General features: G+C 69.2%; 19 protein-coding genes. 2 read left to right on the top strand and 17 right to left on the bottom strand.

Features of this window, described 5'->3' with window-relative positions:
- Positions 1-61: 61 nt before the first annotated feature.
- Entirely contained in the window at positions 62-766 is a 705-nt protein-coding gene (locus KTR9_RS05435) for a hypothetical protein (RefSeq protein WP_044505971.1), read from the top strand.
- On the opposite strand, the gene KTR9_RS05430 is transcribed toward KTR9_RS05435, so the two are convergent.
- From KTR9_RS05430 to KTR9_RS05390, 9 genes are all read right to left on the bottom strand, one after another.
- On the bottom strand, positions 748-1,398 hold the full coding sequence (locus KTR9_RS05430) for a hypothetical protein (protein ID WP_049942571.1): 651 nt from the start codon (positions 1,396-1,398) through the stop codon (positions 748-750). The genes KTR9_RS05435 and KTR9_RS05430 overlap by 19 nt on opposite strands.
- Positions 1,395-1,829, bottom strand: coding sequence for a hypothetical protein (locus KTR9_RS05425; RefSeq protein ID WP_044505969.1), 435 nt, complete (start codon positions 1,827-1,829; stop codon positions 1,395-1,397). Before KTR9_RS05425 ends, KTR9_RS05430 begins: the two co-directional genes overlap by 4 nt.
- On the bottom strand, positions 1,826-2,698 hold the full coding sequence (locus KTR9_RS05420; RefSeq protein ID WP_014925547.1) for a hypothetical protein: 873 nt from the start codon (positions 2,696-2,698) through the stop codon (positions 1,826-1,828). The genes KTR9_RS05425 and KTR9_RS05420 overlap by 4 nt, the downstream gene beginning before the upstream one ends.
- Before the next feature lie 47 nt (positions 2,699-2,745).
- A complete protein-coding gene (hemB, locus tag KTR9_RS05415; protein ID WP_014925546.1) occupies positions 2,746-3,723 on the bottom strand; it encodes a porphobilinogen synthase in 978 nt (325 codons plus the stop codon).
- 118 nt (positions 3,724-3,841) lie between these two features.
- Positions 3,842-5,518, bottom strand: a complete 1,677-nt coding sequence (locus tag KTR9_RS05410; RefSeq protein ID WP_010842032.1) for a uroporphyrinogen-III synthase — start codon at positions 5,516-5,518, stop codon at positions 3,842-3,844.
- Between the two features lie 49 nt (positions 5,519-5,567).
- Positions 5,568-6,512, bottom strand: coding sequence for a hydroxymethylbilane synthase (gene hemC, locus KTR9_RS05405; RefSeq protein WP_010842033.1), 945 nt, complete (start codon positions 6,510-6,512; stop codon positions 5,568-5,570).
- Positions 6,509-7,888 (bottom strand): glutamyl-tRNA reductase, encoded by a 1,380-nt coding sequence (locus KTR9_RS05400; protein ID WP_010842034.1) that lies wholly within the window; start codon positions 7,886-7,888, stop codon positions 6,509-6,511. The genes hemC and KTR9_RS05400 overlap by 4 nt, the downstream gene beginning before the upstream one ends.
- A complete protein-coding gene (locus KTR9_RS05395) occupies positions 7,885-8,673 on the bottom strand; it encodes a redox-sensing transcriptional repressor Rex (RefSeq protein WP_010842035.1) in 789 nt (262 codons plus the stop codon). The genes KTR9_RS05400 and KTR9_RS05395 overlap by 4 nt, the downstream gene beginning before the upstream one ends.
- A 151-nt stretch (positions 8,674-8,824) precedes the next feature.
- Positions 8,825-9,079, bottom strand: coding sequence for a glutaredoxin family protein (locus KTR9_RS05390; RefSeq protein ID WP_044505967.1), 255 nt, complete (start codon positions 9,077-9,079; stop codon positions 8,825-8,827).
- A 96-nt stretch (positions 9,080-9,175) separates the two neighbouring features.
- Between KTR9_RS05390 and KTR9_RS05385 the strand changes: the two genes are divergently transcribed.
- Positions 9,176-10,303, top strand: coding sequence for an HAD family hydrolase (locus tag KTR9_RS05385; RefSeq protein WP_010842037.1), 1,128 nt, complete (start codon positions 9,176-9,178; stop codon positions 10,301-10,303).
- A 36-nt stretch (positions 10,304-10,339) separates the two neighbouring features.
- Here KTR9_RS05385 and KTR9_RS05380 read toward each other — a convergent pair whose 3' ends face one another.
- The 8 genes from KTR9_RS05380 to KTR9_RS05350 form a co-directional block, all read right to left on the bottom strand.
- The gene (locus KTR9_RS05380) at positions 10,340-12,001 is read right to left on the bottom strand and encodes an HNH endonuclease signature motif containing protein (protein ID WP_044505964.1); all 1,662 of its coding nucleotides are present in this window, start codon (positions 11,999-12,001) and stop codon (positions 10,340-10,342) included.
- 355 nt (positions 12,002-12,356) lie between these two features.
- Positions 12,357-13,520 (bottom strand): zinc-binding dehydrogenase, encoded by a 1,164-nt coding sequence (locus tag KTR9_RS05375; RefSeq protein ID WP_044505962.1) that lies wholly within the window; start codon positions 13,518-13,520, stop codon positions 12,357-12,359.
- A 74-nt stretch (positions 13,521-13,594) separates the two neighbouring features.
- Positions 13,595-14,767: a lysophospholipid acyltransferase family protein gene (locus KTR9_RS05370; protein ID WP_014925542.1), complete on the bottom strand. Its 1,173-nt coding sequence runs from the start codon at positions 14,765-14,767 to the stop codon at positions 13,595-13,597.
- 199 nt (positions 14,768-14,966) lie between these two features.
- Positions 14,967-16,019 (bottom strand): NAD-dependent epimerase/dehydratase family protein, encoded by a 1,053-nt coding sequence (locus KTR9_RS05365; RefSeq protein ID WP_014925541.1) that lies wholly within the window; start codon positions 16,017-16,019, stop codon positions 14,967-14,969.
- Positions 16,020-16,117: 98 nt separating this feature from the next.
- Positions 16,118-16,219, bottom strand: a complete 102-nt coding sequence (locus KTR9_RS26830; RefSeq protein WP_003402602.1) for a 30S ribosomal protein bS22 — start codon at positions 16,217-16,219, stop codon at positions 16,118-16,120.
- 324 nt (positions 16,220-16,543) lie between these two features.
- Positions 16,544-16,777, bottom strand: a complete 234-nt coding sequence (locus KTR9_RS05360) for a helix-turn-helix domain-containing protein (RefSeq protein ID WP_004019963.1) — start codon at positions 16,775-16,777, stop codon at positions 16,544-16,546.
- Positions 16,778-16,965: 188 nt separating this feature from the next.
- Positions 16,966-17,826: a pyrroline-5-carboxylate reductase gene (gene proC / locus KTR9_RS05355; RefSeq protein ID WP_014925540.1), complete on the bottom strand. Its 861-nt coding sequence runs from the start codon at positions 17,824-17,826 to the stop codon at positions 16,966-16,968.
- 6 nt (positions 17,827-17,832) lie between these two features.
- Positions 17,833-18,690 (bottom strand): thioesterase family protein, encoded by an 858-nt coding sequence (locus KTR9_RS05350; protein ID WP_010842044.1) that lies wholly within the window; start codon positions 18,688-18,690, stop codon positions 17,833-17,835.
- Positions 18,691-18,718 lie beyond the last annotated feature (28 nt).

The following is an 18,718-nucleotide window of genomic DNA, read 5'->3' as shown; positions in this document are numbered from 1 at the left end:
CGGACCCGTTCACGGGGACGCCTCCGGGCACGCGCGCGTCCACCCGACAACCGGAGTTCTCATGAGCGCACTACCCGACCTCATCACGACCCCGTTCCGCTGGCTCGGCGCACTCAGACACGCGCGGGTGTTCCACCCCGACGGTCTGCTGTGCGGGGGTCACGCCGCACTGTCCGCGGATCACCCACTGCCCTTCCGGAGCGGCCCGGTGTCGGTGCGGGTGTCGAAAGGGATCGGCACGCCCGGCGCACTACCGGACATCGTGGGAGTGGCCATCAGGTTCCCGGCGAGCGACCCCGGCACCGTGGGCGGCGGTGGCGTCTCGCCGTCGACGAACGCGACCGGCGCCTGGGACCTCCTGCTGGCGGGCCCGGCCCCGCTGGCCGGCCGCCTGCCCGTACCGCTTCCGACGACGCACTGGGCCACCGCGGTGTCGAGCCTGACGCCCTACCGATACGACGGCCGGCTGTACTGGATCCGGGCCCGCATCCTCGAGCCGTCGGACTCCTCCGGGGTGTCGATCGAGGACCTGGCCGCTCGTCTGCGCCGGAACCAGCCGATCGTCATCGTCCTGGAAGCGGGCGCCAGACGGTTCGTGCCCGTGGTCCGGATCGAACTCGACCACGTCCTCACCGGACTCGACGTCGACTTCGACCCGATCCTGCACCGGCCCGAAGGCGTCGAGTTCGCGCCGTCGTGGCTGGGCGATCTACGACGCCGCGCCTATCGCGACAGCCGGGCGGGCCGTCACTCGGTCACGTCCTGATCCCCGGGGTCCCGGCCCGTGGTCGGGGTGCCCCTGGGCGGCAGACCCAGCCGGACCGCCTCGTGCGCCTGCGTGAGTTCGCTGCGCAACCGTTCGACGTCCCGGGCCCATGCCTGGGCGAGTGTCCCCGAGGTCAGCTTCACGCCGATACCCTTGCGGCGCCGGGGTACTCCGTGCAGCTCGCCGAGCGCGGACGAACTCTCCCAGTCCTCCGGGGTGTGACCGTGGTTGGGCGGGAAGATCTTCTCGATGTCGGCGAGCGGGGTCGTGACGGCGCCCTGCCGGAGGGTGGTCTCGGTGAGTTCGACGCTGACATGGCGACGCGCCGCGGACACCTGCACGACCGAGAACCCGAGGAGGAGCACGAAGAAGATCGCCAGCACCGGCCAGTGCACCTGACCGGGTCCGGCGATCTCGAGGGCCAGGACAGCACCGACCAGGATCGGACCGATGACGACGACCCACCAACTGCCCCCGGATTCGGCGAACAAGATCTCCCCCGCCGGTTCCACGGGGTCCGCCACATCGGGTTCCGGGGCGTCGGGTTCGACTACTTCCGGGTCCGCAACGTCGGAGTCCGGGGCGTCGGGTTCCGGGGCGTCGGGCTCGGAGGCGGGCGGATCGGAGGTCACGTGTTCTTCTTGCGGGACCGGCGGGCCGGAGCGTCCGGCTCCTTGCCGGTGTACCAGGTCTCGGCGGGCGGCCGGTAGGCGAGCAACGACCCGAACAGACCGACGATCGCAGCGAGCAGGGGGAATGCGAAGAACTGGATTCCCAGGCTCAGGAACAGCAGCATCGCCACGACGACCAGGGTCAGCGCCGCCAGCGACGACCGCCACCGCACATCGCCGGTGTAGGCCTTGCTGCCCAGCAGGATGTACGCGACCCCCACGACGACGACCATCGCACCCAGCACTCCGGAGGTGACGGTCCCGGTGTCGGCGACCGCGGACACGACGATCACCAGCGCGCCGAGCGCTACCAGCAGCGCGCCCGAGGCCAGCCAGCACCGGTAGGCCCAGACGACGAGTTTCGGACGCAGCGCCGGATCGGGACTTGTCACTGGTTCTTCGGTCCTTCGTTCTGGTTCTCGGACCCCGAGTTCTCGGGGCGCAGGTTCTCGGGGCGCGGCTTCTCGAGATGGACGGGCTCCGAGTGGGGCTTCTCGGGATGAGGGCCGACGCGCTCATCCCGATGTTCGCTGTCACCATACGGCGTGTTCTCGCCGTGTGGGTTCGGGTCATACGGACTGCGGCCGTACGGGTTCTGGCCATACGGATTCTGTCCGTAAGGATTCCGCTCGTACGGGTTCTGGCTGTACGGATTCTGCCCGTACAGGTTCTGGCCGTACGGGTTCTGGCCATACGGGTTCTGTCCGTACGGATACGGCGGCGTCGGGGGGTGGACCGGTTGTGGCTTGCGCGCCTGCGCCATGGCCCGGCAATACGTCTCGGAGTCGCCGCGCATCAGCAGCACTGTCGCGCCGAGCGCCGCGACGCCGCTGATCACCTGCGGGATCATCGCCCAGACCGGCGAGGTGTCGCCGAACAGCGAGAACAGCAGGCTGACCACGACGTAGACGCCCATCGCCGACAGGACCACGCGCGCCCAGTTGTAACCCTTCCGGGTGAACCAGACGACCAATGCGGTGATAGCGGTCAGGAACAGCGAGGTCACGACCAGCACGCCGATCACGAAGCCCGACGACGTCATGAAGTCGACCTGCTCGGGCGGGACCCCCTCTTGCGGCGCCGCGCGCACCTGATCGCGGATCATGTCGACGAACGTGCCCGTCTGCGCGAACAGCGCCACGATCTGCCCGACGATCACCACCACCCACAGTTCGACGGCGATGGAGACGGAGTCGGGGATCTTCGGTCGCGACGACGCGCCGGGGTCGGACTCGGGCGCGGGGCCGTACGGTTCGGGCATGGGACCAGCCTAGTGAATCGGGATCGCCACCAGCGCCCCGCGAGCGGTCACGACAGGCGCTGTGCCACCTCGGCCGCCCAGTAGGTCAGGACGATCGACGCGCCGGCCCGCCGGATCGAGGTCAGCGACTCCAGGATCGCGGCGTCGCGGTCGATCCAGCCGCGTTCGGCGGCGGCGGAGATCATCGAGTATTCGCCGCTGATCTGGTACGCCGCGACCGGGACGTCGCTCATGTCGGCGACGTCGCGCACGATGTCGAGGTAGCTCATCGCGGGCTTCACCATCACGATGTCGGCGCCCTCCTCGAGGTCCAGGCGGACCTCGCGCAGCGCCTCGACCCGGTTGGCCGCATCCTGCTGGTACGTTCGCCGGTCCCCCTGCAACGACGAGCCGACCGCTTCCCGGAACGGGCCGTAGAAGGCCGAGGCGTACTTCGCGGCGTAGGCCAGGATCCCGGTGTCGGTGAAGCCCTCCGCGTCGAGAGCGGCCCGGATGGTGGCGACCTGACCGTCCATCATCCCGCTCGGCCCGAGGAGATGCGCACCTGCCCGCGCCTGGGCCAGGGACATCGAGACATAGCGCTCGAGGGTCTCGTCGTTGTCGACGCGACCACGGTCGTCGACGACGCCGCAGTGCCCGTGATCGGTGAACTCGTCGAGGCATGTGTCGGCCATCAGCACCGTCGCATCCCCGAGATCGTCGGCCAGGGTGCGCAGGGCCCGGTTGAGGATCCCGTCCTCGGCGTCGGCCCCGGAACCGGTGGCGTCCTTGTCCTCCGGACGCGGCACGCCGAACAGCATCAGTCCGCCGACGCCGGCCGCGACCGCCTCGGCCGCGGCACCGCGTAGCGACTCCATCGTGTGCTGTACGACGCCCGGCATCGACGAGATCGGCACCGGCTCGGCGATGCCGTCGGCGACGAACATCGGCAGCACCAGATGTCGCGGCTCGAGTGAGGTCTCGGCGACCAGCCGGCGCATCGCCGGGGTGGTACGCAACCGCCGGGGCCGAATCACGGGTGGCATGTCGTCTCCTTCGTCTCACGAGCCCTTCGAGGCTCGTCGCTATCGCTCCTCACACCCTTCGAGGCTCGTCGCTGCGCTCCTCGCACCTCAGGGCGGCGCCTCAGGGAGCAGGAGCAGCTCAGGAACGCGAGCGGCGAGACTTCTTGCGCGGGGGCGGAAGTGCGCCCTCGGCCCGGAGGCGGGCAGCGTGCTCGGCGAGTGCGTCGACGAGCTCGATCACCGAGGCGTTCTCCGGCTGCACATCCACCCGGAGTCCGAATTCGGTTGCGGTCTCGGCGGTCTTGGGTCCGATGCACGCGACGATGGTGCGCGCGTGCGGCTTTCCGGCGATGCCGACGAGGTTGCGTACCGTCGAGCTGGAGGTGAAGCAGACCGCGTCGAAGCCGCCGGTCTTGATCATCTCGCGGGTCTCGGCGGGCGGCGGGGCCGCGCGCACGGTGCGGTAGGCGGTGACGTCGTCGATCTCCCAGCCGCGATCACGCAGTCCCTCGGACAGGGTCTCGGTGGCGATGTCCGCGCGCGGCAACAGGATTCGGTTGACCGGGTCGAAGACGTCGTCGTAGGGCGGGAATTCCTCGAGCAGGCCAAGCGAGCTCTGCTCACCCGACGGCACGAGTTCGGGGTTGATGCCGAAGGACCGCACCTTCTCCGCGGTGGCCTCACCGACGCACGCGATCTTGACGCCGGAGAACGCCCGGGCGTCGAGCCCGAACTCGGCGAACTTCTCCCAGACCGCGCGGACGGCGTTGGTGGAGGTGAACACGACCCACTGGTAGCGCCCGTCGACGAGCCCCTTGACGGCGCGTTCCATCTGCGCGGGACTCCGCGGCGGCTCGACCGCGATGGTCGGCACCTCCTTGGGCATGGCGCCGTGGCTGACGAGCCGCTCGCTCATGTCGCCGGCCTGGTCCTTGGTACGCGGCACCAGGACGGTCCAGCCGTACAGGGCACGCGACTCCCACCACGAGAGCTTTCCGCGCGCACCCACGACCTTGCCGACCGTGACGATCAGCGGGCCGGTGAGTGCGTTGCCCTGCTCGTTGAGCGTGGCGAGGGTGGCCTCGATGGTGCGCTGCGCGCAGGTGGTGCCGTTGATGGTGATCGCGGCCGGGGTCTGGGGCGCCATCCCGTGCTCGGTGAGGGCGCTCGCGGTCTCGGCGAGGTGACCCGACGTCGCGTGCAGCACCAGCGGGCCCGGCGCGGCCGCCAGGGCGGCCCAGTCGACCTCGCCGCGCACGTCGGCCTCGGTGTGGGTCGAGCCGAGCGGCATACCGGCATAGCTCGGCACGACGGAGGCCGCGGGCAGACCCGGCAGGACCTCGAAGGTGACCGAGGTGCGGGCGACGGCGTTGACCTCGGCGAGCACCGAGTCGGTGGTGAGCGGGTCCCCGGAGACCACACGCACGACGTCGTCGCCGTTGCGTGCCGCCGCGACGAGGGTCTTGGCGACCTCGGCCGGGTCGCCGAGCGCCGGCCGGACCACCGACTCCTCGTCGGCCTGGCCGGCATCACCCTCGACGGCCTGGGGTTCGTCGGGCGGGGAGGCGGGCGTCGACGTGGCGTCGTCGGCGGGTTTCTCGGCCTTCTTGGCGGATCGGCGAGTGTCGACGTCGGGTTCGTCGCGATGCGCACTACCGATCAGCGACACCACCGGCGCGGGCACATCGGGGTCGATGTAGGCCGTGGTCGCGTTGGTGATCACGGTGCGCGCCCGCACGGTGAGCAGGTCTGGGTCCCCTGGACCCGACCCCACGAACAGGATCCGTCCGGGATTTGCCTTCTTCGTACGGCTCATGGGTTCGCACTCTCCTGCCCTCTCGGCGAGGGCTGCAGTTCGTTCTCTGCTAGGGAGAGTTGACGAGGTCGCCCGCTCCCAGCTCCAGCAGTTCGGCGGCGAGATCCTTGCCCAGTTGAACGGCACGATCGACCGGGCCCACCACCGAAGCGCGGATCACGTCCGACCCGTCCTCGGCCGCCACCGCCGCTCGCAGCGACAGTTCGGCGAAGATGCGCCCGTCCTCGTCGATCGACTCGACCACCTCAGCGATCGCGCCGACCGGTGCGGTACATCCGGCTTCGAGAGCCGCGAGTACCGCCCGTTCGGCATCAATTGCCGCGCGGGTGGACTTGTCGTCCAACTCGGCGAGAATTCTCACCAGTTCGGCATCGTCGGAGCGGCACTCCACAGCGAGTGCACCCTGCGCCGGAGCCGGCAGCATGACCACCGGTTCGAGCGCTTCGGAGACCACTTCGGTCCGTCCGATCCGCACGAGTCCGGCGCGGGCGACCACGACTGCGTCGAGTTCGCCGCTGGCGACTTTGCCCAACCGAGAATCAAGGTTGCCTCGTAGGGGGCGGATTTCCAAACCGAGACCCAATGCTTTAAGCTGCGCGGCCCGTCGCGGGGCGGAGGTGCCGATGACCGAGCCGGGCGGGAGCTCGCCGAGCACCAGTCCGTCACGGGCGACCAGCGCGTCCCGGGGATCGACGCGCGTCGGGACGGCCGCGATCGTGAGGTCGTCCTCGGGGGCGGTCGGGAGATCCTTGTAGGAGTGCACCGCGACGTCGACCTCGTTGTTCCGGAGGGCAACGCGGATGGCGGTGGTGAACACCCCGACACCGATCTCGGCCACCGGCGCCGCCGAGGCGTCACCGGCGGTCTTGATGATGACCAGCTCGGCCGGGTGTCCGGCGGCGGTCAACGCATCGGCGATGGTCTGCGACTGGGTCGTGGCCAGCAGCGAACCCCGCGTTCCGATCCGAATCGGCGCGGGAGAGGTTGCGCTCATCGGTCACCCAGCTCGCCGGCCGCGTCGCCCGCGGGCAGGCCACCGAGATGGTCGGGGGCCGAAACCGCTTCCGCGGCACCGGGCTTGAGTTCGAAGAGCTCGCGCAGCGCCTCGGCATAGTGGTCCCCGTTGGGGGTCGAGGCCAGCTGCTTGACGCGCACGGTCGGCGCATGCAGGAGCTTGTCGACGACGCGGCGGACGGTCTTGGCGACCTCGTCGCGCTGTGCGCCCTCGAGGTCCGGGAGACGGGTCTCGAGCCGGAGGATCTCGGCCTCGACGACGTCGGCGGCGCGCTGACGCAGGGCGGCAACCGTCGGGGTGACCTCGGCCTGACGCTGATGTGTGAGGTAGTCGGCGAGCTCGGCGGCGACGATCGAACGGGCCGCGAGGGTGTCGTTCTCGGCGGCCTGGGTCTCGGAGTCTCCGCGCAGTCCCTCGATGTCGACGATGTGCACGCCGGGCAGTCGTGCGGCGGCCGGGTCGACGTTGCGCGGCAACCCGAGGTCGCAGATGACCAGCGGAGCCGCGTCACCGGCACGGGATGCGAGCGCCGAGTGCACCGAACCGACACCGACGACCGCACCGATCGCGCCCGTACATGTGACGACGACGTCGGCCGTGGCCATCGCAGCCGGCAGGTCGTCGAGCCCGACGCCCCGGACGCTGATGCCGTGGTTGGCGGCGATGTTGCCGGCGAGATGATCCGCCTTCTCGACGGTCCGGTTCACGACGACCATCTCGGTCACGCCCTCGCGGGCTAGTTGCGCGGTGGCCAGGCCACCCATCGCGCCGGCACCGACGACGACCGCACGACGCAGGCGATGGGCACCGGTCGCGGGATCGGTGAGCAGCGACTTGGCGCGGTGGAGCGCGACGGAGACCACCGAGGCACCCGCCCGGTCGATCCCGGTCTCGGTGTGTACACGCTTGCCGACGCGCAGCGCCTGCTGGGCCAGCTCGTGCAGGACACGTCCGGCGGAGTCGTTTGCGTCGGCGCTGAGGTAGGCGTTGCGGATCTGGCCGAGGATCTGCTGCTCGCCGACGACGAGCGAATCGAGGCCTGCCGCGACGGTGAAGAGATGCTCGACGGCGGCCTCGGAGTACCGGACGTAGGCGTGACGGGTCATCTCGTTGACGGTCATGCCCGAGTGGTCGCCGAGGACCGCGCCGACCGCCTCGAGGGCCGGGTGGAAGGCGTCGACGACGGCGTAGATCTCCACTCGGTTGCAGGTGGACACGAGCATGGCCTCGGAGATCGCCCGCGAGGAGAGCAGTTCGTCGATCAGTTTGGGCCGGTCGTGGTCGGAGACCGCCAACCGCTCGAGCACCTCGACCGGAGCACTGCGGTGCGATACCCCGAACAACAGAACACTCACGCTGTCACCGTTTCTTCACCCATTGCGTTTCCCTGGTGCCTGCGAGCCGGCTTCGTTCCGCGCGGCTCCTTGACGTCGTCGCGCGACCCGCGAGAGGCCTGGAAAGCCAACACCTGTAGTTCCAAGGCTAGATCAACTTGTCTGACGACAACATCCGACTCCGCCGGAAGCGACACCGGCGTGACGTTGAGCACCTGCCGAACCCCTGCGGCCACGAAGGCGTCGAAGGCGTTCCGGGCGTCGTCGTCGGCCGTGGCGATCACCGCGATCTCGACCGTCGGGACCGCCCGTTGGCAGACGTCCGCGATGTCGGTCAGCGGCGCCACCCGGGGGCCGCCGGCCTCCAGGACCGTGCCGGTCAGGGCCGGATCGGCGTCGAACATCGCAACGACCCGGAACCCTCGCCCGAAGCCGGCGTGCGACAGCAGTGCGCGTCCCAGCGAGCCGGCGCCGGCGAGCGCAACGGTGTGGATGCTGTCGGTGTGCAGGGTCATCGAGATCCGGGCGGTCAGCCTGCCCACGTCGTAGCCGACCCCCCGCACGCCGTTGGCGCCGACATACGAGAGGTCCTTGCGCAGGATCGCGGGGTTGACACCGGCCGCCGTCGCCAGTTCGCCGCTGGACGCCACCAGGACGCCCCGGCGGCTGAACGAGCGCAGCACGTGCAGATAGGTCGCCAGCCGGGCGACTGTGGGTCCGGGGATGTCGGCGGCCGGGATGTCTGGGGCGGGGACGACAGACGCGGGAGGGTCGGCGTCAGCCGACTTCGCACGCTCCGCGCCCACGCTCACTCCCACACATTCGTCGGCGTCGACCAGACACCGAGACCCGACTTTTCCACCGGACAGAAGGATATAACTCGCCTGTGAATCTGTTCACACGGCCCCCCGGGGCCCGCGGTGCTGTGTTAGGCGACGCCCCGGCGGGCTGAGCAGCTCAGCGCCGGCCGGTGAGATCGGCCCGCAGGCGCGGTTCGTCGACCTCCCAGTAGCTGTGTTCGTCGCCGTCGAGCAGGACCACGGGAAGCCGGTCGCCGAACTCGGCGCGCAGGTCGGCACGTCCCTCGTCGGCTGCCAGGTCGACATCGACCTCGCTGAATCCGACGCCCAGCTCGGCGCAGATCCGGGTCAGGTCGGACCGGGCCGCCGCACAGGCCTGGCACCCGGCGCGGGTCAACAGTTCCACCGTCATGGCAACCATCTTCCCAACGTCGCGATGGTGGGATGGCCCCGGGTGACTAGGCTGTAGCCGGCAAGCAGTGCTGGCGCTACGCGTGGGAGGTGGGCAGTGGGCGAGATCCCGGGCCCGGAAGACCGGCAGGACGACCAGACGCCCGAGGACGCCACGATCCTCCCCCCGAATCCCATGCAGGGCGACGGCCCGACCGGCGACGACTGGGAGGCCCACGCCGCACGGGTGGAGTTCACCGACGACTTCGACGAGGACGCCGAACTCCACGAGCTCGTGGACGACGAGACCAACCGCGTCACCAACTGGATCTCCCAGCGCGCGACCGCCGCCACGGGCCGTTTCCGCCAGACCGCGCACGAACTCCGCCAGACCCTCGCCGGCGAGGCGAGCGCGAAGGCCGCCGTCGACTCGCTGCGGTCACGCGAGACGGCCGACATCCCGGGCGAACCCCGGCGCGACCTCACCGCCGCCGCCTTCTTCGACGTCGACAACACCTTGGTGCAGGGTGCGTCGATCGTGCACTTCGCGCGCGGCCTGGCCGCCCGGAAGTACTTCACCTACGGCGACATCATGGACTTCGCGTGGACCCAGGCGAAGTTCCGGATCACCGGCAAGGAGAACGCGCGCGACGTCGCGGAGGGCCGGGAGAAGGCGTTGTCGTTCATCGCGGGCAAGCCGACCGCCGAACTCGTCGAACTCGGCGAGGAGATCTTCGACGACTACATCGCCGACAAGATCTGGCCGGGCACCCGGGCCCTGGCCCAGCGTCACCTCGACGCCGGGCAGCAGGTGTGGCTCGTGACCGCGACACCGGTCGAACTCGCACAGACGATCGCCGACCGACTGGGCCTCACCGGCGCGCTGGGCACCGTCGCCGAGAGCGTCGACGGGGTCTTCACCGGACGGCTCGTCGGTGACATCCTGCACGGCCCCGGTAAGGCCCATGCCGTGCGCGCACTCGCGATCCGGGAGGGGCTCAACCTCAAGCGGTGTACGGCGTACTCGGACTCGCACAACGACGTGCCGATGCTGTCACTGGTCGGCCGCGCGGTGGCGATCAACCCCGACACCGACCTGCGCGACGTCGCCAAGGTCCGCGGGTGGGAGATGTACGACTTCCGCACGGCGCGAAAGGCCGCCAAGTACGGTGCCGGGACCGCGATCGTGCTCGGCGCCGCGGGCGGAGGCGCCGCGGCGGCCGCCCGGTTCCTGCGGCAGCGCTGACCTTTCCTGCCACGCTGCCGGCCCTGGCTCCCCGGATCAGAAGGGCGGTGGGTCGAGGCGGTCGAGTTCTTCGCGGGCTCGTTTGTTGCGGGCGCGTTCATGTCGCCGGCGGGCCAGTTTGGCGTCCAGTCGGCTGGGGGCGCGCTCCCGGTTGTCGGCGGAGGCGATGACGTGTGGTGTGGGTGGGGCTTGGGCGGCCTGTTCGAACCGGATTCGCCGAAGGTTAGGGAAGGTGTCCTCGAGGGTTTCGGCATCCCCGGGCAGGGTGACCCCTTCGGGGGTCTCGTACTCGGTGACCAGGCGGCCGTCTTCGTCGCGGTATTGCACGTCGACCCAGTCACCGTGGGTTTTGAGGAGGTGACTGGGGCGGCATTTGGCGTTGAGGTTCTCACTCGACGTCGCCCCACCCCGGGCGGGGTCGGTGTGGTCGTATTCGGTGACGTGGTCGAGATCGCATGCGAATGCCGAACGGGTGCAGCCGGGTTCGGTGCAATACCCGTCCCGCACCCGCACGAAATCAGCGCACGACGCGGTCGGCCGGTACCCGTTGCCAGGATGGGTTGCCGGGTAAACCACTGCTACCGATGCGGTGGTGTCGCCGGGCTCACCGTCCGATCGAGTTGTGGCGCCACCGTTGTCGTCGTCGGCTCGTGTGTCTTCGGCTGGTGCCGGGTGTTGGGCGGTCCGCCGGTGATCGTCGTCGTTGGTGGCGACGTAGGTGGGTTGGGTGCGGGCCGGGGTGACCGGGGACAGCGTGGCGTCCGGGCGGGCGGCGAGGTCACGCACATGCTCGTCGCTGATGATGCCGTGCTCGTCGAGGAACCCCACCCCCGGCGCCCCCGCGAGGGTGGCGGCGTCGGTGACCACATGGATCACTATCTCGGCGCGCACCGCCTCGAGGACACCCTGCGGGTCGGGAATGTCGGCAGTGCAGGGCTCGTCGTCGGCGCACTGGCACTCGAATGCCGTGCGGGTCAACAGCGCGAACATCGCATCGGACTGGCGGTGCCCGCGCTTGCGCCCGTCTCGTTTGCATACCGCATCAGCGAGGACGCTGACAGCTTTGGCTGAGATCCGCACGTTCTCTGCCGACATGACGGCGGTGAGTTCGGCGGTGCCGTCGGGCAGTTCGTGGGTCCACACCCCACGTTGGTCCATCGCGTCTTTGCGGCGTTGGCGTACCGCATCCGGATCGTGGCGGAACACGAGGCGGTCGACCATGTCCCGCAACCGCGCCCGATCCCACACACCGCTGCGGCGGCGCAGAGTATCGGCGATCTCGGCGTCGAGGGCGGGGATGACGGGGTCGTCGGCGGGGATCAGCTCGGTGCGGGAGAGGATCAGCCGGATCTGCCACTGCGACAGGACCCCGTCACGCAAGGTGTCCGCGGTGTCGGGGAGCCGGTCACGCAGGGCGATTGCCTCGTCGATCAAGATTTCGGCCCGCCGACGCGACACCGCGGCTTGGCGGGCGATCCGGGCGGCGCAGTCGGCGTGGCCGTCCATCACGAAGCCTGAGGCGCTGGTGGTGACGAGCCGGTCGGTCATCGCCGCGATCGTCTGATATCGATGCCAGGCGAGATAGGACTCTCCGCGTCGGGTGGCGTCGAGGCCGGCCATCAACATGACCATGTCGGTCTCGGCCGCGCGGGCAGGATCGACCCCGGCGACGAACTCGCCCGGTAGATCGGTCCACACCCTCACAACGCCCCCGACGCCTGTTTCGCCACCCGCCCCGAGTTGGGTGATGTGTTTCGACCAATGTAAACCCGACCACCGACAAACCCTGATCGGTCTCAGCTGATGACATCGTCGTAGACGAAACGGATTCCGGGCGTTGCGGAATGGGGCGGCCGGGTTGGCGACGCCTGAGTTCCTCGGGTCACCAGGTGGTTTCGACACGGCGCCTCGCTACGCTCGGTGCCGGCTCAACCAGCGGAGGGGGTGCTGGCTCAACCAGCGGTCAGGGGCCGCCCAGTCGACGGGATTCGACGCACGGTCAACAATCTATTGCGACAACCGGATTCGGCCACCGCACCGTGTCGCCCCGGTCCTACAGCGTCGCCACCTCGCTCATGGGATCGATGAGGACCTTCGCGTGGTGTTCGGCGCCACCGAGGGCGTCGAACGCCGCCCCGACACCGTCGAGACCGACCGTCGCGGTGATCAGCGGTGCGACGTCGACCTTGCCGTCCGCGATCATGTGCAGGGTGTCGTGGAACTCGGCGGGATCGTAGGCGAACACGAAGCGCAGTTCGTGCTCCTTGTTCAGCGCCATGGCCGGCCGGAACGTGTCGGGTTCCATGCACACCCCGACCACGACGACGCGTGACCGGAAGGGCGCCTCGGTCACCACGTACTCGATCATCCCCGGGGTGCCCACGCACTCGAAGACGACCGGACCCTTCGGCGTCGCCCCCAGACGGTCGGCCATCCGGAACAGAGATGACCACGGCGCCAACGGAATCCGGCGAAGGGTCCGCATCGCGTCGAAGGCCGCGCCGAGCAGGTCCTGGGCCCGGGTGATGTACTGACCGGCCTCGGCGCACCGCTCGAAGGGTGAGGTCACCGCCGGGTCGACGACGATGTCGGCGCCCACCCGGTGCGCGAGCGCGCGACGGCCGGACGACGGGTCGCTCGCGATGACCGTCCGGACCCCGTCCGCCTTCAGCATGGCGACCACCGCGAGCCCGATCGGCCCACATCCGATCACGACCGCGACGTCGCGACGCCCGACCTCCCCTCGCCGGACCGCGTGGTGGGCGACGGCCATCGGTTCGGTGAGGGCGGCATGCTCGGCCGACAGACCGTCCGGGACCTCGAAGGTCATGTCCTCCGACACCAGCACGAACTGGGCGTACCCGCCGGGTGCGGACTCCGACAGGCCGGTCAGATGCGCCTGGGCGCCATGTCGGATCATCGGCACGGCCACCACGGGCGTGCCGGGCACCCACCGCTTACGGCATCCAGGCCCGTAGGAGACCACCTCGCCGGCGAACTCGTGTCCCATGACCACCGACTGCCCGGACCGCATGAACGCGTCGTAGCCGACCTCTGCGGACACCTCCGCCGAGGCGTCACAGTGGACGCGGGCATGCAGATCCGATCCGCAGATCCCGGCGCGCAGCACCCGCAACAACACCTGCCCGTCACCGGGCTCGGGGGTGGGGATCTCCTGGACCGTCAGCTCGCCGTTCCGGCACACCACTGCACGCATGCATCATGGGTATCAGCTGACGGGCCGGTGCGGGCGCCGAACGCGTGCCGTCCGGTGCCCCGGGGCGACCGGCGTCAGCCGAAGTAGACACTCCCGCGCCGGCTGAGCATCCGGAAGAGGGTCTGCTGGATCTCTTCACGCACGTGATCGGTGAGGTCGAAGACCACCATCGGGTCGTCGGCTGACGCTTCGTCGTAGGACCCGGTCTCGATGGGCCGGCCGAAGTGGATGTGCCACTTCGACGGCAACGGCACCATGCCCAACGGGCCGAGCCATGGGAACAGCGGGGTGACCGGGAAGTACGGCAGGCCGAGGATCTTGGCGAGCGGCTTGAGATCGGCCAGCATCGGGTAGATCTCCTCGGAACCGACGATCGACACCGGGATGATCGGCGCGGCATTGCGCAGCGCGGTGGTCACGAACCCGCCGCGGCCGAACCGCTGGAGCTTGTAGCGGTCCTTGTACAGCTTGCCGATGCCCTTGTAGCCCTCGGGCCAGACCGCGGTCAGCTCGCCGGCACGCAGAAGCCGGTCGGCGTCGGAGTTGCACGCCAGCGTCGCCCCGATCCGCCGGGCCACCTCGCTGATGCCCGGCGTGTCGAAGGCCATGTCGGCGGCCAGCACGCGCAGATACCGGCCCTCGGGGTGGTTGTCACGCACGGCCAGCGAGGTGATGACCGCGTCGACGGGGATGGTGCCCGCGTGGTTGGCGACCAGGAGTGCCCCGCCCTCGCGCGGCAGGTTCTCGATACCGGTGACCTCGACGCGGAACCACTTCTCGTAGACCTGCCGGATGGCCGGGAACCACACCGACTCGGTGAAGTGGGGGTCGAAGCCGAACTCGTCGACCTCGTACTCCCCCGCCATCCGTTCGCGGATGAACCCGGCGGTCGAGGTGAGGGTGTCGGCGACCGCGCCACGCAGTCCGCCCAGGCTGAACAGCGGACTCGACCTCGTCGGGCCGCGGTGTTCGACACCCAGTGCCTCGTCGGGAAGCGTGATCTCGTCGCTGATCGGGGTGACCTGCGCCGGCGCTCGTCCGAACCCGTCGGTGTTGGGATGACCGAGCATCGACTCACGTTGCGCTGCTGCGGTTTTCGACAGGTCGTGACCGACCTGCTGACTCGGGTGGCGTCGGCGACCGGAATCCCGGACCCCACGGGCGTCGGGGCCCGACGGCGACGTGTAGAGCTGAATGACTTTCGCGGTACGTGCATCTGTCGCTCCGCCACGTGCCAAAATGCTCACCCCTAAGTTGTTTCCTGGGTACGGGATCCGGGCCGGGCCGGGGCCCGGATCTACGTCGATGTCGGCGCTCGAGCCGCCGCGGAGAACGATTCGCCGCACGCGTGCGCCGGATGCGATGTGGGTCTGACGTCCAAGTCTAGAGGTTGCACTCACGTTGCGCATGCTCACGACGACTTCGTCACGATCGTGACCCGAAATTTCACTGCAGCTGGTGGGCCGCCGCGACGACCCGCTGTTCGAACAGTTTCCACGAGTCGGACCCGATCACCGGCGTCACACCGCTGCGCTCGATGAAGTCGTCCAGCGTCTCGAGCGTCGTGTACCGCGGGACGAAGCCGAGTTCGGTCCGCATCCGCGTCGTGTCGAGCACCCGGCCATAGGTGAGGAACTCCGTCTGCGACGACCTCAGCTTCGCCGACCGCAGGTCCTGGAACACGCCCGCGATCGGAGCCAGGAGACTGCTCGGAACTGGCAGTTCGACATGTCCGACGCGTCGGATCGCCTGCGTCAGGGTGACCACGCCCTCGCCGGAGATGTTGAACGTGCCGACCTTCCCGGCGAGGGTGACATGCTCCATCGCCGCCAGTGCGTCCTCTTCGTGCAGGAACTGCAACCGCGGCTGGAATCCGATCACCGTCGGCACGACCGGCAGCGAGAGGTACGAACTCATCCGGGTGGTGATCCGCGGACCCAGCATCGCCTGCGGGCGGAGGATGGTGATGTCGATGTCCTGACGCCGGCGGCCCAGCCCCCGCACATAACCCTCGACGTCGAGTAGATCTCGACCGTATCCGCGCTTCGGCTCGCGGGGAGCGCGCGTCTCCTCGGAGAAGTGCGACGGGTCGCGGCTGCTGGCGCCGTAGACCATCGCGGTGGAACGCAGGACGAGTCGCTTGACCGACGGCGTGCGCTGACAGGCCGCGCACACCTGCATCGCCCCGACGAGGTTGAACTCCTTGATCGCCGCCGAGTGCGGGGCGGTGTCGGCGACCGAGGTCGCCGCGTGGACGACCGTGTCCACGTTGTAGGCGGCGAGTGCCTTGGCGATGGTGGGGCGCCGGATGTCGAGACGCAGGAACTCCGCGCGTCCCATCCGACGCAGGAGGTCCTTGCGCGGCACCCGCGAATCGACCGCGAGCACCTTCTCGATGTCGGGGTTGGCCGCGAGGCGCGCCACGAGGTAGCCCCCGAGGAATGTCGATGCCCCGGTGACCAGGACCACCCTGGGCGGGGCGGAGGTGGGTTCGGCCATGTCCCGAGGCTATCGCCAGCCGGACGATTCGGCCCGACGAGCCGCCCTCGGAACGACAAAAGGACCCGCCGAAGCGGGTCCCGATGCCGAAGAAAGGCCTATTTGCCGAGTTTGCGACGCTGCACCCGGGTCCTGCGCAGCAGCTTGCGGTGCTTCTTCTTCGACATGCGCTTGCGGCGCTTCTTGATCACTGAACCCATCGGGGCGCTTCCTCACGATTGACACTGATGTACTTGTTCGGCCCTGGTCTGCACTTCAGCCGGGAACGGCGCCGGGAGCGAAGCGACGAGCGGCGGTGACAAAGGGCTCACCGGCGCATCCAGGTACGCGACCACCGAGCCTACCGGGCGGCACGCCGGATCAGGAAATCGCGGTCGTCGACGATGCCGTTCCGGGGCCGCGGCGACACCCGTTCGCACGCCCGGGACAGCCATCGTCGAAGCAGAAGACCTCCGTGGCCGGCACGGGCCGGTCACGGAGGTCTTCCGATGAAACTGCTGTTCAGGCGTCCAGCGTGCGCCGGATCAGCCGGCGTCGAAGTACGACGTCTCCAGATAGTCGTGGACCGCTTTCGCGTGCACACGGAACGAGCGTCCGACCCGAACCGCGGGCAGTTCGCCGTTGTGGACGAGACGGTAGACGGTCATCTTCGAAACGCGCATCAACGATGCAACCTCGGCGACGGTGAGAAACTGCGACGCCGAAGCCGCGTTGCTCACTGCGCCTGTCCTGTCACCAGGAGTGTCTGCAGGTGCCATGAATCACTCATACCTCCGGTGCACGCGTCGCGGCCGCAGGCTTCCCCTCCTGCGGACATCAGACACGCACGTGCTTAAAGAAGCTTAGCGTGGCAGATGTGAAAAAAGCGACGTGAGAGACCGGTATTTCTGAGATTCCTGTGACTCGACCCCAACATGCTGGGGTTTGTCGGCCCGTCGACCACAATTCATGGGGTGTCGGTGACGGCGTGTCCCTGTGCCAAACCCTCGACTTCCACTCGACGTCCACCGCGGGCGCTGGCCGCCGCGCAGGCACGAGTCGCCTGGTACACGGCGTGCCGTAGGCCGTTGGCCTCGAACTCGCGGATGGCCTCGGCGGTGGTGCCGCCCGGCGAGGTGACGGCCGCGCGCAGATCGACCGGGGACAACCCCGAATCGCTGAGCAGGATGCCCGCACCGCGGATGGTCTGCACCGCCATCTCCGAGGCCTGGGGGCGGGTGAGCCCGAGCCCGACGCCGGCATCGATCATCGCCTCGGCGAGCAGGAAGACATAGGCCGGTCCCGAACCGGAGACCGCTGTGACCGCGTCCATCTGCTTCTCCGGCACGACTGTGACGCGGCCGACCGTCTGCAGGATCTTGACCACGGCCTGCAGCTGCTCGTCGCCGACGTACCGACCGGCCGAGACCGCCGACATCGCCTCGTTCACGAGCATCGGCGTGTTGGGCATGACCCGGATGACCGGCGAACCGGCCTGCAGGGCGCTCTCGTATCGCGACAGGGGCAGACCGGCCACGAGCGTGACGGTCACCCGCTCGGATTCCGCGTTGTCCTCCGCCGAGGCCAGAATCCGCAGGATCGAATCGACGTCGTCGGGCTTGATCGCCAGGAACACGTACTGCGCCGACTCGGCGGCGCTCTTGACGTCGGTGACCAGCACGCCGTACTCATCGGCGATCTCGGCGGCGCGGCTCTCCTGTCGCTCGGCGACGACGAGGTCCTTGGTCGGGGTGCCTGCACCGATCATACCGGCGAGCAGTGCCTCACCGATCTTGCCTCCGCCGATGATGGCGATGCGTTCGGACACGGATGTCTACCTTCCTGAGGGGATGAGGGCGAGCTGGCGGGACTGTGCGACGACTGTCCCGGTCGAGTCCACCACGAGATGGTCCTCCTCGAACATTCCGGGGCCGACCTCCGAACTCGTCGCGGCGAAGCGTAGCCAGCCGGGCGCGGGGTGCCGGCGGACATAGGTCGTCAGCTGCACGGTGGGTGCCCATCCGAACAGCGCCAGATTCATCACGACGGGCGGCGAGATGTCGCCGACCAGGACCGTGAAGTACTCGTCGGGCTCGACGCCCTTCGGCCGGATCCACCCGCGCACCAGCGGCTCGCCGGTCTCGCCGCGGACGACGGGGAACGTCTCCGAGTCGAGGACCAGATCGATGGCGGGGCCCAGGTGATTGACCTCGGCGATCGGCGAACCGTCGAGTGGGATACCCGTCGGCGACGGCTCCACGGGCAGTGTGTCGAGGACCGTGGGGCCGGAGTGGTGCGGCCGGCCGCTGTCGGGCCGGGCCATCGTCACCGACGAGGACACGACGGTGCGGCCCAGCTGCACCGCGTCGACCGACAGGACCGTGACCGTGCGCCCGCGTTTGCGCACGCCGACCACCAGATCGATGTCCGCGGCGTCGGGGGCGGTGAGGTAGTCACTGGAGATCGCCACCGGGATCATCGCGGCAGCCGACTCGGCGAGCCGATCGCCGTCCGGGGTCAGCGCGCTCAGCGCGGTCCGGGCCGCCTTCGCGACGACCATCTGCAGCGTGCCGCCGTGCACCTTGGGACCGATGGTGAACGTCGCGTCGATGTGCGCCCGCAGGGTGAGCGAGTCCGGACCGCTCCGGTCCACCTCGGTCAGCTCCTGCACCTCGGTGATCTTGCTGGTCATCGTCCCGCCTTCGTCGACCCGGCTCGTC

Source organism: Gordonia sp. KTR9 (assembly GCF_000143885.2).
In the GTDB taxonomy this organism is placed as follows: domain Bacteria; phylum Actinomycetota; class Actinomycetes; order Mycobacteriales; family Mycobacteriaceae; genus Gordonia.
Note: the sequence above shows the minus strand (reverse complement) of the source record. Positions and strands in the feature narration are given on the sequence as shown.

Coding starts and splice junctions, on each gene's coding strand:
- KTR9_RS05375 (WP_044505962.1), bottom strand. CDS start 13,520: ATGCGTGCAGTGGTGTGCCGGAACGGCGAGCTGACGGTCCAGGAGATC.
- KTR9_RS05420 (WP_014925547.1), bottom strand. CDS start 2,698: ATGCCCGAACCGTACGGCCCCGCGCCCGAGTCCGACCCCGGCGCGTCG.
- KTR9_RS26830 (WP_003402602.1), bottom strand. CDS start 16,219: ATGGGTTCAGTGATCAAGAAGCGCCGCAAGCGCATGTCGAAGAAGAAG.
- KTR9_RS05365 (WP_014925541.1), bottom strand. CDS start 16,019: ATGGCCGAACCCACCTCCGCCCCGCCCAGGGTGGTCCTGGTCACCGGG.
- KTR9_RS05350 (WP_010842044.1), bottom strand. CDS start 18,690: ATGACCAGCAAGATCACCGAGGTGCAGGAGCTGACCGAGGTGGACCGG.
- hemC (WP_010842033.1), bottom strand. CDS start 6,512: ATGAGCGCAACCTCTCCCGCGCCGATTCGGATCGGAACGCGGGGTTCG.
- KTR9_RS05360 (WP_004019963.1), bottom strand. CDS start 16,777: ATGGCACCTGCAGACACTCCTGGTGACAGGACAGGCGCAGTGAGCAAC.
- KTR9_RS05435 (WP_044505971.1), top strand. CDS start 62: ATGAGCGCACTACCCGACCTCATCACGACCCCGTTCCGCTGGCTCGGC.
- hemB (WP_014925546.1), bottom strand. CDS start 3,723: ATGCCACCCGTGATTCGGCCCCGGCGGTTGCGTACCACCCCGGCGATG.
- KTR9_RS05410 (WP_010842032.1), bottom strand. CDS start 5,518: ATGAGCCGTACGAAGAAGGCAAATCCCGGACGGATCCTGTTCGTGGGG.
- KTR9_RS05390 (WP_044505967.1), bottom strand. CDS start 9,079: ATGACGGTGGAACTGTTGACCCGCGCCGGGTGCCAGGCCTGTGCGGCG.